At 59.7% G+C, this 13,729-nt stretch carries 12 protein-coding genes; 7 read left to right on the top strand and 5 right to left on the bottom strand.

Annotated elements, in window-relative coordinates; translation table 11 throughout:
* The first annotated feature begins 79 nt into the window (after positions 1–79).
* Together HFP51_RS10835 and HFP51_RS10830 are read left to right on the top strand one after the other, a co-directional pair.
* The gene (locus HFP51_RS10835) at positions 80–829 is read left to right on the top strand and encodes an alpha/beta fold hydrolase (protein ID WP_176875734.1); all 750 of its coding nucleotides are present in this window, start codon (positions 80–82) and stop codon (positions 827–829) included.
* A 1-nt stretch (position 830) separates the two neighbouring features.
* Positions 831–1,706, top strand: coding sequence for a lipopolysaccharide assembly protein LapB (locus HFP51_RS10830; protein WP_176875733.1), 876 nt, complete (start codon positions 831–833; stop codon positions 1,704–1,706).
* Here HFP51_RS10830 and HFP51_RS10825 read toward each other — a convergent pair.
* Positions 1,703–2,371 (bottom strand): SIMPL domain-containing protein, encoded by a 669-nt coding sequence (locus HFP51_RS10825; protein ID WP_370462959.1) that lies wholly within the window; start codon positions 2,369–2,371, stop codon positions 1,703–1,705. The genes HFP51_RS10830 and HFP51_RS10825 overlap by 4 nt on opposite strands.
* A gap of 227 nt (positions 2,372–2,598) precedes the next feature.
* Between HFP51_RS10825 and HFP51_RS10820 the strand changes: the two genes are divergently transcribed.
* Entirely contained in the window at positions 2,599–3,033 is a 435-nt protein-coding gene (locus HFP51_RS10820; RefSeq protein ID WP_176875731.1) for a VOC family protein, read from the top strand.
* 10 nt (positions 3,034–3,043) lie between these two features.
* On the opposite strand, the gene HFP51_RS10815 is transcribed toward HFP51_RS10820, so the two are convergent.
* Positions 3,044–4,747: a diguanylate cyclase gene (locus tag HFP51_RS10815; RefSeq protein WP_176875730.1), complete on the bottom strand. Its 1,704-nt coding sequence runs from the start codon at positions 4,745–4,747 to the stop codon at positions 3,044–3,046.
* An 80-nt stretch (positions 4,748–4,827) separates the two neighbouring features.
* Between HFP51_RS10815 and gloB the strand changes: the two genes are divergently transcribed.
* Both gloB and HFP51_RS10805 read left to right on the top strand, forming a co-directional pair.
* Positions 4,828–5,550 carry a hydroxyacylglutathione hydrolase gene (gene gloB, locus HFP51_RS10810; RefSeq protein WP_176875729.1) on the top strand — a complete coding sequence of 241 codons (723 nt, stop codon included), beginning with the start codon at positions 4,828–4,830 and terminating at the stop codon, positions 5,548–5,550.
* Between the two features lie 53 nt (positions 5,551–5,603).
* Positions 5,604–6,023: a hypothetical protein gene (locus HFP51_RS10805; protein ID WP_176875728.1), complete on the top strand. Its 420-nt coding sequence runs from the start codon at positions 5,604–5,606 to the stop codon at positions 6,021–6,023.
* A 23-nt stretch (positions 6,024–6,046) separates the two neighbouring features.
* Here HFP51_RS10805 and HFP51_RS10800 read toward each other — a convergent pair whose 3' ends face one another.
* The 3 genes from HFP51_RS10800 to HFP51_RS10790 are packed head-to-tail and all read right to left on the bottom strand — an operon-like array spanning position 6,047 to position 10,648.
* Positions 6,047–7,837, bottom strand: a complete 1,791-nt coding sequence (locus HFP51_RS10800; RefSeq protein WP_176875727.1) for a long-chain fatty acid--CoA ligase — start codon at positions 7,835–7,837, stop codon at positions 6,047–6,049.
* A 24-nt stretch (positions 7,838–7,861) separates the two neighbouring features.
* Complete coding sequence (gene ggt / locus HFP51_RS10795) at positions 7,862–9,568, bottom strand: gamma-glutamyltransferase (RefSeq protein WP_176875726.1); 1,707 nt, start codon at positions 9,566–9,568, stop codon at positions 7,862–7,864.
* 42 nt (positions 9,569–9,610) lie between these two features.
* Positions 9,611–10,648 (bottom strand): quinone-dependent dihydroorotate dehydrogenase, encoded by a 1,038-nt coding sequence (locus HFP51_RS10790; protein ID WP_176875725.1) that lies wholly within the window; start codon positions 10,646–10,648, stop codon positions 9,611–9,613.
* A gap of 103 nt (positions 10,649–10,751) precedes the next feature.
* Between HFP51_RS10790 and HFP51_RS10785 the strand changes: the two genes are divergently transcribed.
* Together HFP51_RS10785 and HFP51_RS10780 are read left to right on the top strand one after the other, a co-directional pair.
* The gene (locus tag HFP51_RS10785; RefSeq protein ID WP_176875724.1) at positions 10,752–12,593 is read left to right on the top strand and encodes a DUF885 family protein; all 1,842 of its coding nucleotides are present in this window, start codon (positions 10,752–10,754) and stop codon (positions 12,591–12,593) included.
* 200 nt (positions 12,594–12,793) lie between these two features.
* The gene (locus tag HFP51_RS10780; protein ID WP_176875723.1) at positions 12,794–13,654 is read left to right on the top strand and encodes a helix-turn-helix domain-containing protein; all 861 of its coding nucleotides are present in this window, start codon (positions 12,794–12,796) and stop codon (positions 13,652–13,654) included.
* Positions 13,655–13,729 lie beyond the last annotated feature (75 nt).

The following is a 13,729-nucleotide window of genomic DNA, read 5'->3' as shown; positions in this document are numbered from 1 at the left end:
GCTCTCAACCGGGGTTCGCATCGCGGCCATTCATGGTTACAGCCATGCGCGAATCGCCTGCATGGGAAAGGGCATCGGAATGAGCGAACTTCGCTATCACGAACGGGCTGGCCAGCCGACACTCGCATATAGGCATCGCGAAGGGATCGGGCCGACGCTCGTCTTCCTGCCTGGCTATATGTCCGACATGACCGGTTCCAAGGCGAGCGCGATCATGGCCTATGCCGAAGCCGAAGATCGGGCCTGCCTGTTGCTTGATTATTCGGGGTGCGGTTCCAGTTCCGGTTCGTTCGAAGAGCAGAAGATCACCGATTGGCGCGACGATGTGATGGATCTCGTCAACGCGCTGGTGCTTGGCCCGGTTGTGCTGGTCGGATCGTCGATGGGCGGTTGGTTGATGCTGCTCTGTGCGCTCGCCCATCCGGAACGGGTGGCTGCGCTGGTCGGCATTGCCGCCGCGCCGGACTTCACCGATTGGGGCTTCACCCAGGATGAAAAGCTCACCATCCTGCGCGACGGCCGGTTGGAACAACCATCGGACTATGACGATTCGCCCTATGTCACCAGCCGCGCCTTTTTCGAAAGCGGTGAAGCGAGCCGGTTGCTCGGCACCGAGATTGCGATCGATTGCCCGGTGCGCCTCGTCCATGGCCAACAGGACAATGACGTGCCCTGGGAATATTCGGTTCGGCTCGCGCGCCAGCTGCGTTCAGCCGATGTCCATGTCACGCTCGTAAAGGATGGCGACCACCGGCTGTCGCGGATCGAAGATGTCGCACGGCTATTGGCCCAGATCGAATGGCTGCTCGAAAGCCTGAAAGCGTCCTGACATGAGTTTCCTTCTGTTCCTCGCGGCTATGCAGGCCGCTCCGCCGGCTGTTGATCCGATACTCATTCCGCCGCGCGGGCCGGAACCAGAGGATCAAAGCTTGGCGCTGGCCGAGGCGCAACGGCTGCTCAACTGCATTCAGCTTGCACAACAGGATCCAGACGCTGCGATTGCCGAGGGCGCGCGCTGGGCGCTCACCGACAATGGCGTCGACGCGCATCTCTGCCTGGGTGTGGGCTATGAAAATCAGGGCGAATGGGGCCGTGCGGAACAATCCTATATGCAAGCCCATGCCCGATCAGAGGCGACGAACGATACGCGCCAGCTCGGGATCCTCGTGAATGCGGGGCGCATGGCACTGGCGGACGGCAATGCCGAAACGGCGCGCGCGCGTTTTGATACCGCTTTGGCGAGCGATCAGCTGCGCGATTCGGTGCGCGGTAATGTCCTGCTCGAACGCGCCCAGGCGCACGTGGCCTTGGAAGATGGAACGGCGGCGCAGACCGATCTGGTCGCAGCCCAGGCGTTGATGCCCAATGACAAGCTGGTCTGGCTGTTGTCGGCAACACTCGCGCGCCGACAGGGCAATTTTGACGAAGCCGGCAATTTTATCGATCGCGCGCTTGAGCTCGATCAGGATGACCCGGCGACCTTGCTTGAGGCCGGGAATATCGCCATCGGCCTCAACGCCTATGGCGTAGCCGAGCAGGCCTGGGGCCGCGCCTCTGCCGCGGATCCAGACGGCCCGTCCGGCCAGGCGGCCCGGCGCAATCTTGAGCGCCTCGCCGCCTTGCTCACCGCAGGCCCGACCATACCGGTGGAACTGCCCGATGGGTTGGAAACCGACAGCGCCGACCCGACCGACCCGCAGCCTTAATCGAGATAGAAATCGATCGTCGTGACGACCCGGACCAGCTTGTACGGCGTATCGGCGACGCCATAGCCGCCCGCATCGCCATCGCGCGATGAGATCGAGAAATAGCCCTGTGTCGCATTGCGGATGCCGCCCACGGCCGTGCCGCTATCTTCGGCAAACTGGTTGGCCGATGAGCGCGCATCTTGCGTCGCCTCGGCGACCATCTCTGGCTTGATCTCATTGAGCCGGGTGAAGGTGAAGCTCATCCCCGATCCGTCTTCGAGAACAACCCCGCGGCGCACGAGATCGAACTGCCGCGCAACCGCCGCCTGGGCGCGTTCGATATCGGTCGTGCGGAGCTGCAATCGCTGGCGGATCGTATAGGTCTGCCCGCCCTGATTGCTGCTATATTGCGAGACATTGACGCCCGAGGGCTGCAGCGCTTCGGTTTCAAAGCCGAGCTCGTCGAAAAAAGCGCGGATCGCTTCGGTGTCGCGATCAATATCGCGCTGCGCATCGCCGAGATTGGCAGAACGCGCCGAATAGGAAATTGTCCAGGTGGCAAGGTCGGCGGTGACTTCGCGTTCGGCGAGGCCGCGCACCGTCACTGATCGGTCGGCCATGCGGGCGCGCAACAAGCCGTCACCCAGCAGATAGCCGCCGACCACGATGCTCACACCAAGCATCCCGCTGGCAATCAACAGCGTCCGCCCGTCCGGGCGGCGCCAGCCGCTCAAAATTGTCTCTTTGGTTTCGTCGGTCATCCCGTTTACCCCTATGGGCACCGGCCGGCGCTTTCGCTTGCTCCGGCAGGCGTCTATGACGCGACCCTTGATGGATTTCCGCTATGGCGCGCCGTAGATGAACCGTTGCTGACTTGCGATGAACCGTTGAACGAAAGAGGCAGACTGCGATGAAATATCTCCACACGATGATCCGCGTTTCGGATATCGATGCGACGCTCGCCTTTTTCGATTTGCTCGGGCTCGAGGAACTGAAACGCTACGATATCGAGGCGGGGCGCTTTTCATTGGTGTTCCTGGCCGCACCTGGCGACGAAGACGCACAGGTCGAGCTCACTTATAACTGGCCACCCGAAGATGGCAGCGAACCCGAAGTCTATGGCGAAGGCCGCAATTTTGGGCATCTCGCCTATGCGGTCGACGATATTTATGAGAGTTGCCAACGACTGATGGACGGCGGCATAACGATTAATCGCCCGCCGCGTGATGGGCGCATGGCCTTTGTTCGATCACCCGACAATATTTCGATCGAGCTTCTCCAAAAGGGCGAGCCCAAGCCGCCGGCTGAACCCTGGTCGTCGATGGAAAATATTGGCGAGTGGTAGGCGCTGAGGCCTAGGCAACCTGTTTTGCCGTGCTGATGCGCGGTGCTTTCCATTCCGAAACGACGCAATCCCGGCCCTTTTCTTTGGCTTGATAGAGGCAGCGATCGGCGGCGCGATGGGCCTGGGTAAAGGTCTGCCCCGGCAGGATCGACACCAACCCAATGCTGACAGTCAGTGGATCATTAAGTTCGGGCACGGCCCTGTGCACTGTCTCGCGTATCGCCTTGCACAGACGTTCGGCCGTATCCGTCGGGTCGACACTGTGGATCAGCGCGACAAATTCTTCGCCGCCAATCCGGCCTGCGGAGATATTGCTCCAGTCGCGCATGATGGCAGCGACAGCTTGCAGCGCCCGATCCCCAACCTCATGGCCATGATCGTCATTGATCTTTTTGAAATGATCGAGGTCGAGCAACGCGAAACCGCGTGCGCCAAAGGATCCTGTTGCTTCGTCGAACGAGGCAACAATGGCGCGGCGATTATTGAGGCCTGTAAGGTAATCGGTGCGGGATAATTTCTCATAGGCCGCTTCGCTTTCCCGGGCGCTGTCGCGTTGGCGGCGGATGATCATCATCCGATCAGCGATGCCGAGCGCGGTGACAATCATCTCAAAGGCAAGCGTCGCATATACGATGAAATCTAGCCAGATCGGACCTTCATAGAGATCCATGCCGCGCAACACGCGTTCGCTCATCGAGAGGATGAGCGCGCAACAGGCGATGAAGATAAATCGCGCGGCGCGACTTCCCCGGCGCAGTGACTGAACAACACCAGCGGTGATGAAGGTCATGACCGGGAGGAAGGAGAGGAGGAAAAGATTCTGCGCGACCGGACGGAGCAATTCTCCCGCCAGCATGATGGTGAGGGTGACAATCGGGATCAGCGCCGCCGATAGAGCGAGGCCCCGCCGAATTGCCGGAGAGAGTTTGTCGGGTTCGATGAAGCTGCGGAAGAACATGGCGGCCGAGGATATGGCGAGTGCGATGCTCCACAGATTGAGCGACCATCGCAGGCTGAGCGGCATGGACGGAAACAGAAAGTGGACGAAGCCACCAGAGCACAGGACATAGCCGAGCGCGCCTGTCACCATTGCCATATGCCAGAGGGTGAATTCCTCGCGCAGGATGATGAAGAAGGCGGTGTTGTACACCATGGGCAGCAGCAGGACGCCGATGAAGATCGCGTAGAACAGGCTGGTATAATAATGGCTGGCTTCAGTATCAGCGGCATTCTCGATCGCCAGATGCGAAATATTGGCCGACAGTTGCGGGCGATCGAAAGAGACTGCCATTTCAGTCACCGGCATCCCGCCCGTATCGATTGGCAAGGCAAAGCGCATGCCCGCGCGCCAATTCTCGGTTGCGATCTCGGGGCCATAGCGGTGCCCCGACCAGTCACCCGCCTCATCCCGGAAATAGACTGCGAAGCTGTCAAAACTTGATGGATCGACGATCAGCATCTGATCTTGGCCGGGATCGATGACATCGGAAACGTCTGAAAAGGCCCAGATGCGAGGCCCGGCAATCGAGTCATCGGCCACCTTGCAACGCTCTTCGAGCTGCAGCGCCGAGATCAGGCCGATATCGGTGGAAGTAGCCAAAGTGCAGACCCGCGGACCCAATGGCGCAGCAACAGCCGGAAAGGCCGTTCCCAGAAATGCCAGCAGCGCAGTTGCCATGGCAAGAAACCGCATCGGGATCGTCAGATGGTTCATCGCAAATCTATGGTAATCACCGCGTCTTGAATTGCGGTTAATATTCGACTTGCAGCCCGGAACCCGGTAAACCTCGAAAAATGCTAGAAATCGTCCGAATCCCAGTCCTTTCCGACAATTATGTCTGGCTCGCTCATGAAGCCGAAAGCCGCGAAACCATGGTGGTGGATCCGGCCGTTGCCGATCCGGTGCTGGCCGAGGCGAATGCGCGCGGCTGGCAGATCACCCAGATCTGGAACACCCATTGGCATCCCGATCACACTGGCGGCAATGAAGCGATCAAGGCTGCCACCGGCTGTACGATTACCGGGCCGGAGGCGGAACAGGCGCGGATTCCGACCTTGGATGTAATGGTGAAAGAAGGCGATACAGTTGCCCTTGGACCGGTCGTCGCGGACGTGATCGACGTTCCTGCGCATACCGCCGGGCATATCGCCTATCATCTGCCCAGCGAACAGGCGGCCTTTGTCGGCGATACGCTGTTCGCGATGGGCTGTGGCCGGCTTTTCGAAGGCACGGCCGAGCAGATGTACGCCAATATGCGCAAGCTCGAAGGACTGCCGGATGAGACCAAAGTCTATTGTGCGCACGAATATACCGAGGCCAATGGCCGCTATGCCGTGACGGCAGAACCCGACAATCAGGCGCTCGCCGAGCGGATGGATCAGGTGCTGGCGATGCGCGCCAAGGGCGAAGCAACAGTGCCCACAACGATCGGCGACGAGCGCGCAACGAACCCCTTTATGCGAGCCAGGTCAGCGGATGAGTTGGCCGCGCGGCGCGCGGCGAAAGATGCGTTCTAGCCAAAACTATGGTATCCGGGACTTTCGGGGGCGAAAAAGCGAAAGGAACGGTCATGGTTCGAATGATAGCTATGGCGGTAGTGCTGCCCCTGCTTGCGGGATGCGCTGCCAATGCAATGGAAGCGAGTAGCGAGGGTACTGATTCGCTGTCCGAACGGGACGAGCGCCGGATGGCCAATATGCTTGACGGCAAGACGCCAGGCGATCCGCAGCCCTGCATCCATACACGGCCCAACACCCAGACATCGATCATCGGCAACCAGGCGATCCTGTATCGTGTGGGTGGCACCGTCTACCGGAACGATCTGGATGGCATCTGCCCGACTTTGCGCTCGACCAGCACCTTGGTCAGCCAGCGCTATGGGTCGAGCCAGCTCTGCAGCGGTGAAGTGCTTGAAGTGCGTGACCCCTATAGCGGCGCGTCTTTCGGCAGCTGCGTATTGGGCGAGTTCACGCCGTATCGCGAAGAATAGCCAGGCTTTTCAGTCCGTAGCGACTAATGCCGGTAGAGCGCGTTCAGACGCTCGCCATAGGCATCGCGCAGGACATGTCGACGGATCTTCATAGACGGCGTCATCTGGTCATTCTCGACCGTGAAGGCTTCGTCGGCGAGGATCACGCGGCGCACCTTTTCGACCGTGGCCAGGCCCTTATTGACCCGGTCGACGGCGGCGGAGACGGCCTTTTGGAAATCGGCATTGTCGCGTAGCTCTTCTTCATCATTGGGGACGCCAGTGGCTGCGGCCCATTCCCGCATCCACTCCGGATCCGGCACGATCAAGCCCACCAGATGCGGCCGCTTGTCGCCGACCACCATCGCCTGCAGGATTTCGGGTTCGAGAGTGAGCATGCCTTCAACGCGTTGGGGCGCGACATTATCGCCCTTGTCGTTGACGATCAGATCCTTTTTGCGATCGGTAATCGCAATCCGGCCTTCTTCATCGATATGGCCGATATCGCCAGTGTGCAGCCATCCGTCCTTCAGCACGCGCGCGGTCTCTTCGTCGTTGCGCCAATAGCCCTGCATTACCAGCTCGCCTTTGACGAGGATCTCGCCATCTTCGGCAATCTTCACCTCGGTATTGATGAGTGGCGGCCCGACGGTATCCATTTTCAGGCCGGTCTTGGGGCGATTGCAGCTGATAACCGGGCCGGACTCCGTTTGCCCATAGCCTTGCAGTAATGTGAGGCCGAGTGAGTGGAAGAAGATGCCGATCTCCGGATTGAGCGGCGCGCCGCCGGACACCATCGCCTTGAGTCGGCCGCCAAAGCGCTTGCGGATCTTGGGTCGCAGGATCACGTCGAGCAGCACATCCATCGGCCTGTCCTTGAACGGAACGGACCCTGCATAGTCCTTCTCGCCAATATCAAGCGCGCGTTGCAGCATGAAATTGGGGAATTTGCCCTGCTTTTCGATTGTCTTGAGCAATCTTTGGCGCAGTACTTCGAACAGCCGCGGCACGACCACCATGATCGTTGGCCTGGTTTCAAGGATATCGGCAGCAAGCTTTTCCAGCCCGCGCGAATAATATATCTGGCCGCCAAGCCCGATCGGGAAGAACTGGCCACCGCTATGCTCATAGGCATGGCTCAGCGGCAGGAATGAGAGGAACACCTCTTCCTTCCAGCCGAAATCTTCGGAGATGACCGCGACACAGCCCTCGCAATTGTGAAGGATGGCGCCATGATGCTGCATCACGCCGCGCGGCGCACCGCCGGTGCCGCTCGTATAGATGATGCAGGCGGTATCTTCGCGGGTGAAGTCACAGCGTTCGGCCCGCGCATCGACATCCGGCGTTTCCGCTTCGATCAGCTCGGCCCAGTCGTGAAACTGGATATCGCCGCCCTGGCCGATGCGCATCGGCTCGATACCAATGATTGTCTTGCAATGGGTGGCAAGCAGCGCCGCGCTGGTGACCGTCTTGGCGAGTTTCTGGTTCGAAACGATGACCGCCTTGGCCCGGCTGTCTTCCAGGATATGCGCATGATCGCGCTCGGTATTCGTGGTGTAGGTCGGCACGGCGATGCAGCCGGCCGCCATGATGGCGAGATCGGCAACGCAGAATTCGGGCCGGTTCTCGGACACCAGCACAACGCGATCACCACGCTGCAGCCCGAGCTTTTCTAACGCATCAGCAAGAGCGGAAACCTGTTCAGCGATCTCGCGCCAGGTTTGGGCCTCCCAGCCATCTTCGCCGTAATGCCACAAGAAAGGCGCATCGCCCTTTTCGCGGACACGGGTAAAGAACATGGTCAGAAGATTAGGAAAATGTTCGAGTTGGCGCATCGCTGGTTATCCCCGGGGATTACATCATTCGCTTAGGGCAACGCCCGGGCTGCGGGGATCGGCGGCGCCGACCCATCCGTTTTCCGTCCATTGCACGGCATTGACTTTGGAGGTGAGACGGGAGGCAACGACAAGGCCGCTCAGCGCCGAAATCTCGCCCTGTATCTCGGCAAGATAGCTATCCTGTTCGATCCGCAATCCGTCACCGCCGAAATAGATATTGGGCAGGGCAATCGCTTCATCGACCGGCAGTCCCCAGTCGAGCACACCGATCAGCGTCTTGGCGACGTGCATGATGATCCGGCGGCCACCGGCTGAGCCGAGTGCCAGGACGAGGCGCCCGTCTGCATCATAGACCAGCGTTGGCGACATGGAGGATAGCGGCCGCTTGCCCGGTGCCACGGCATTGGCAACCGGCGCGCCATCGCGTTCCGGCGTAAAATCGAAATCGGTCAGCTCATTGTTGAGGAAATAGCCATTGGCGACCAGCTGGCTGCCGAACGGACCTTCGATAGTTGATGTCATGGTGACGACATTGCCGCTGCTGTCCACCGCGACAAAATGCGTGGTCCCGGAGATCTCGCCATCCAGTCCGGCGGTGCGGGCTTCGCTGCCCGGCGGCGTGCCGGCTTCATAGCTGCCAAGTCCAGACGTCTCGGAAATCAGTGCCGAGCGTTGGGCAAGGTAATCGCGATCAAGCAGACCTTCGACCGGAACGGACACGAAATCCATATCGCCGAGATACATCGACCGGTCGGCATAGGCGAGGCGCATCGCTTCGCCGATCAGATGCCAGCTCTGCGCGCTGCGCGGGCCAAGCTCGCCCATATCGAACCGTTCGAGCATACCGAGAATCTGTAATACAGTGGTCGCGCCAGAGGAGGGCGGGCCCATGCCGCACACTCTATAGCTGCGATAGGGCTGACATATCGCGGCGCGTTCGATTGCGCGGTAGCTGGCGAAATCGTCGGCGGGAATGGTCAGCGAGTTAATCGGGCTGTTCGATGTCGCGGCCTGGATCGCTTCGACATTCTCGCCGCTATAGAAGCTGTCGGGGCCCTCGCTGGCAACGCGCCGCAACAGGGCAGCAAGCGCTGGATTGTGGACTGTGTCGCCGTCTTCCTTGGGTGCGCCATCTTCCCAATAGAGCGCTTGGGCATCCGGGAAGTTCTGCCAAATTTCCGCGAAGAAGCCGAGGAATCGAGCCATCCGCGCATTGACCGTATAGCCTTCTTCGGCAAGCCGGATGGCAGGCTCGAAAAGCTGCGCCCATTCGAGCTGTCCCCAACGGCCATGGACCTCTGCCATTAGCCGGATATTGCCAGGGATGCCGACGGACCGGCCTCCCGGTACGGCCTGGCGAAAGCCGAGCGGTTCGCCCTGTTCATTGAGAAACAGATCCGGTGTCGCCGTGGACGGAGCGGTCTCGCGCCCATCGATTGTGGTTGGCTGGCCGGTTGCTGCGTCATGGCGCACGAAAAAGCCGCCCCCGCCAATCCCTGAGCTCTGCGGCTCGACCACCGTCAGCGCGAGCATCATGGCCATGGCGGCATCGGTTGCTGAACCGCCTGCGCGCAATATCTCTTGGCCCGCTGCCGCTGCACGCGGATCGGCTGCAGATACCATGCCGGGCATGGATGCTGATGCGGGTTCCGGCTGGGCTGAGACGGGCGCACAGCCGATAAGCGGCGATGCAATGAGGACGAGAGATAGAGCGAGAGATCGGATCATGCTGAGCTTTCTAGCCGGACAATTGGGAAGCGCCTAGCCCGTTCATGCTGCAGTACCGACGGCCGCGGTTAGCGTGTCAAAACCATCGCGTTGGCGCAGTTGTTCGAGACCGTGCACGATCCGCCGCGCGAGGCCCGGGCCATGATAGGCGAGCGCCGTATATATCTGGATCAGCGAAGCTCCGGCGCGGATGCGGCTCCACGCCTCTTCGGCAGAATCGATTCCACCGACGGCGATCAGCGGCAGCACGCCGCCGGTGGCCGATCGAAAGTCTGCCAGCCGTTCGCGCGCCAGCGTTGCGAGCGGCTTGCCAGACAGGCCGCCTGTTTCCTGAGCATGAACGGATCGCAGTTCGGGTCTGCTGATTGTCGTGTTGCCAATGATCAATGCATTGATCTGCCGGGCCATCGCGATCCGGGTGATCGCATCGATATCGGCTGGCTCAAGGTCCGGTGCGACCTTGAGGAAAATCGGTACGCTATGATCGCCGCGCGCCGCCATGCATCGCGCGAGGAGATCGTCCAGCGCGCCTTCGTCCTGCAACGCGCGGAGACCTGGCGTGTTCGGCGAAGAAATATTGATCGTCAGATAATCGGCAAGCGGGGCCATGGCGCGTACACCGATTTCATAATCAGCAACCCGATCCTCGCTATCCTTGTTGGCGCCGATATTGATGCCAACAATTCCTCGGCTCCGATCGCGGCGGGACAAACGTTCGGCGGCCGATGTCTGGCCGTCATTGTTGAAGCCCAGCCGGTTGATCACGCCCTGATCAGCGGTCAGGCGAAACATGCGCGGCTTCGGATTGCCAGGCTGGGGTAACGGCGTCAGCGTACCGACCTCTGCAAAGCCAAAGCCGAGGCCCAGCATCTGGCGGGGCACTTCGGCATTTTTGTCGAAGCCGGCTGCCAGACCCACTGGATTGGGGAAGGTGAGGCCGGTGATCGTCTGGGTGAGGGCTGGCGGAGACGCGGGCGGTGATCCAATCGGCGCCATTTTGAGAGCCGCAATAGTCAGGCCGTGTGCCCGCTCGGCATCAAGGGTGAAAATCATCGGACGCAAAAGCGGGTAGATCGCCATGGGCGGGGCTATGGCAGCGTGGGCACGGCTGGTCAAAAGCACCGAGATCGGCCAAAGACATTGCCAACCTCAGAATTGCCAATCTGGATATATGGAGTTCGCAATGCCTCGCAGCCTATTTCTGTCATCAACCATTTTGATTGCCGGTCTCGCCGCAGCTCCGGCAATCACCGTGTCCGCCGCCGCGCAGACTTCTGCTGAGACTGCCGAAGCGCCGATGGAGCAGAGCGCGGACGCCGCGCTCTCCACCTTTTTCGAAGCTTTTGACGAGGCCGAACTCGCCTTCTCGCCGCTCACCAAATCCTTTCGCGGTATTCGCGATGCCGATTATGGCACATGGGGCGATTTCAGCGATGCCGATACGGTGGCCGAACAGGAACGGTTGATTGCCGCGCGCGATGAGATGCGCGCCAGTTTCGCCAATGCCGATCTCAACGCTCAGTCGCGTCTATCCTTTCAGCTGTTCGAGCGGATGGCCGAGCGCAGCGCCGCAGCTTTCGAGTTTCGCGGTAATGACTATATCTTTGACCAGATGAACGGTGCGCAGAGCCAGCTGCCCGCCTTTCTGATCAATATCCATCGGGTGTCCGAACCGTCCCACGCCGAAGCCTATATCAGCCGGCTCACCGGCCTTGGCACCGTGATCGATCAACTGATTGCTGAAGCGGAGGCGCGTGAAGCCAATGGCGTTGTGCCGCCAGATTGGGTGTTCCCCTATATCATTTCCGATACCCGCAATGTGATCACCGGTGCCCCGTTTAGCGAAGGCGATGATACGCCGCTCTATGCTGATCTTCAGAGCAAGGTGAATTCGCTGGATATCACCGATGAAGAGAAGGCCGATCTCATCGCCCGTGGTCGCGCGGCGCTGCTTGAATCGGTAGGCCCCGCCTATGAGCGGCTGATCGCGATGTTCGAGCGCCAACAGGCCAATGCACCCGACCAGGACGGTATCTGGCGCTTCGACAATGGCGCCGAATATTATGCCGAGCGGCTCCGCTATTATACGACGACCGACCTGACGGCCGATGAAGTGCACCAGATCGGACTGCGCGAAGTTGAGCGGATCCACGGCGAGATGCGCGCGATCATGGCGCAGGTTGAGTTTGAAGGCAGTCTCCAGGACTTCTTCTCCCATCTGCGCAATGGGGATGAGTATTTCTATCCGACGCGCGAGGCCTATCTCGCCGATGCCAATGCGACGATCGCGGCGATGCAGGAACGGCTGCCCGAATTTTTCGGTCGGCTGCCGCAGGCCGAAGTTGTTGTGCAGCCGGTTGAGGCATTTCGTGAGCAATCGGCCGGCAAGGCTTTCTACCAGGCGCCGACACCTGATGGATCGCGTCCGGGTACCTATTATGTGAATCTCTATAACCTGCGCGATATGTCCCGCACCGAAATGGAGGCGCTGGCTTATCATGAAGCGGTGCCGGGCCATCATCTCCAGCGCGCACTCCAGGTGGAAAGCGGCAACATCCCGCCTTTCCGCCGGTTCGGCGGATTCACCGCCTATACCGAAGGCTGGGGGCTCTACGCGGAAGAGCTTGGCAAGGATATGGGTGGATATACCGATCCCTATTCCGATTTCGGTCGATTGGGTATGGAGCTTTGGCGCGCCTGCCGGCTCGTCGTCGATACCGGCATCCATCACATGCGCTGGTCGCGCGAAGATGCGATTGCCTATCTGCAGGAGAACACACCAAATCCCGAGGGTGATATTCGCAAGGCGATTGAACGCTATATCGTCTATCCGGGCCAGGCGACGGCCTATATGATCGGGAAGCTTCGGATCATGGAGCTTCGGCAGAATGCGATGGATACGCTGGGCGATGATTTCGATTGGCGGGGATTCCATGATTCGGTGCTGGCGCCCGGCCCGGTGCCTCTCGATATTCTCGAAGAACAGGTCAATGCCTGGATCGAATCTGTCCAATCTGGAGGATAATGTCCCGCGTGTCGCTTCTGTCCAATACGCCCGCATAATGCTGGCCTAGACAGGATCTGCGACCCGAAGGACCCCCATGTGGGGGTGCTTAAACTAGCGGCTCCGGCAGGAAACTGTCGCGGGCCGCTTTTTTTTGTCATTAAGTTGCGCTAACCCCTGTTTCAGAACAAAAAAATAAACATCCTTGGGGCGCCGACTGTTTGACTGATCTGTCGAAATTTTCATTGGAATTCGCACCGCCGCCAGACGACCTTCAGGAGCTGGTGTCGACCTTCTACCTGTTCGCTGCGGATATCGAAGACCATAAACAAACCGAACGTGCCGATCGCGCCCAGATACGTTTCGTACTGCAGGGCTCGGGCGGATATGAATTTCACGATGGCGTCTATATGGACGCCTCCCCGGTGATCATCATTGGCCCGACGACCGGACCTTCGATCGGCCATATCACCGGCCCGCTCGAATTGTTCGGAATTGGATTGCAACCCGCCGGCTGGGGTGGCCTGATGGGTGCCGATGCCGAGAAACACACGAATAGACTCATAGATGCGGTCTCGGTTTTCGGTGATGGGGTGATGGAAACCCATGCTGCGCTACTCGCGGCTGAAACCATGGCCGAGAAAGTGGAGATTGGCGAAGCTTTTGCACGCGAGTTGCTCAAGGACGCTGAATCCTCACCAATCTGGTTCACGCGGCTGGTCGATGAATGGCTGGCGAGCAGCCCTGATCCGAACATCAACGATCTGATCGAACAGACAGGTCTGTCGAAACGTCAGGTCGAACGTATGACGAAGCGTTTCTATGGCGCCTCGCCCAAATTCCTCGCGCGAAAATATCGCGCACTGCGAGCTGCCGCATTGCTGGTGCGCAAGGATGGCGATGCGGACGAGCCTGTCGAAGACGCTTTTTACGACCAATCTCACCTTATCCGCGAGATCAAGGAGTTCACTGGCGTAACCCCGGGTAAGATGAGCAACGAGCCCGAGACACTGACCGCTGAAGTGCTCAAAGGCCGGAAAAAGCTTGAAGGCAAGGTCAGCAAGATAATCTCCGACACATAGGCGAAAATTTGCCACTAAAAGCTTGATTTTCGGCGGCTGACCGCCCAAATCGCCTTAATCAGACCGAATCAGTCC

Source organism: Parasphingopyxis sp. CP4 (genome assembly GCF_013378055.1).
Lineage (GTDB): Bacteria > Pseudomonadota > Alphaproteobacteria > Sphingomonadales > Sphingomonadaceae > Parasphingopyxis.
Note: the sequence above shows the minus strand (reverse complement) of the source record. Positions and strands in the feature narration are given on the sequence as shown.

Bases quoted from the DNA above. Each gene is read 5' to 3' on its own strand.
- HFP51_RS10835 (WP_176875734.1), top strand. From the start codon at position 80: ATGAGCGAACTTCGCTATCACGAACGGGCTGGCCAGCCGACACTCGCA.
- HFP51_RS10830 (WP_176875733.1), top strand. From the start codon at position 831: ATGAGTTTCCTTCTGTTCCTCGCGGCTATGCAGGCCGCTCCGCCGGCT.
- HFP51_RS10825 (WP_370462959.1), bottom strand. From the start codon at position 2,371: ATGCTTGGTGTGAGCATCGTGGTCGGCGGCTATCTGCTGGGTGACGGC.
- HFP51_RS10820 (WP_176875731.1), top strand. From the start codon at position 2,599: ATGAAATATCTCCACACGATGATCCGCGTTTCGGATATCGATGCGACG.
- HFP51_RS10815 (WP_176875730.1), bottom strand. From the start codon at position 4,747: ATGAACCATCTGACGATCCCGATGCGGTTTCTTGCCATGGCAACTGCG.
- gloB (WP_176875729.1), top strand. From the start codon at position 4,828: ATGCTAGAAATCGTCCGAATCCCAGTCCTTTCCGACAATTATGTCTGG.
- HFP51_RS10805 (WP_176875728.1), top strand. From the start codon at position 5,604: ATGGTTCGAATGATAGCTATGGCGGTAGTGCTGCCCCTGCTTGCGGGA.
- HFP51_RS10800 (WP_176875727.1), bottom strand. From the start codon at position 7,837: ATGCGCCAACTCGAACATTTTCCTAATCTTCTGACCATGTTCTTTACC.
- ggt (WP_176875726.1), bottom strand. From the start codon at position 9,568: ATGATCCGATCTCTCGCTCTATCTCTCGTCCTCATTGCATCGCCGCTT.
- HFP51_RS10790 (WP_176875725.1), bottom strand. From the start codon at position 10,648: ATGGCGATCTACCCGCTTTTGCGTCCGATGATTTTCACCCTTGATGCC.
- HFP51_RS10785 (WP_176875724.1), top strand. From the start codon at position 10,752: ATGCCTCGCAGCCTATTTCTGTCATCAACCATTTTGATTGCCGGTCTC.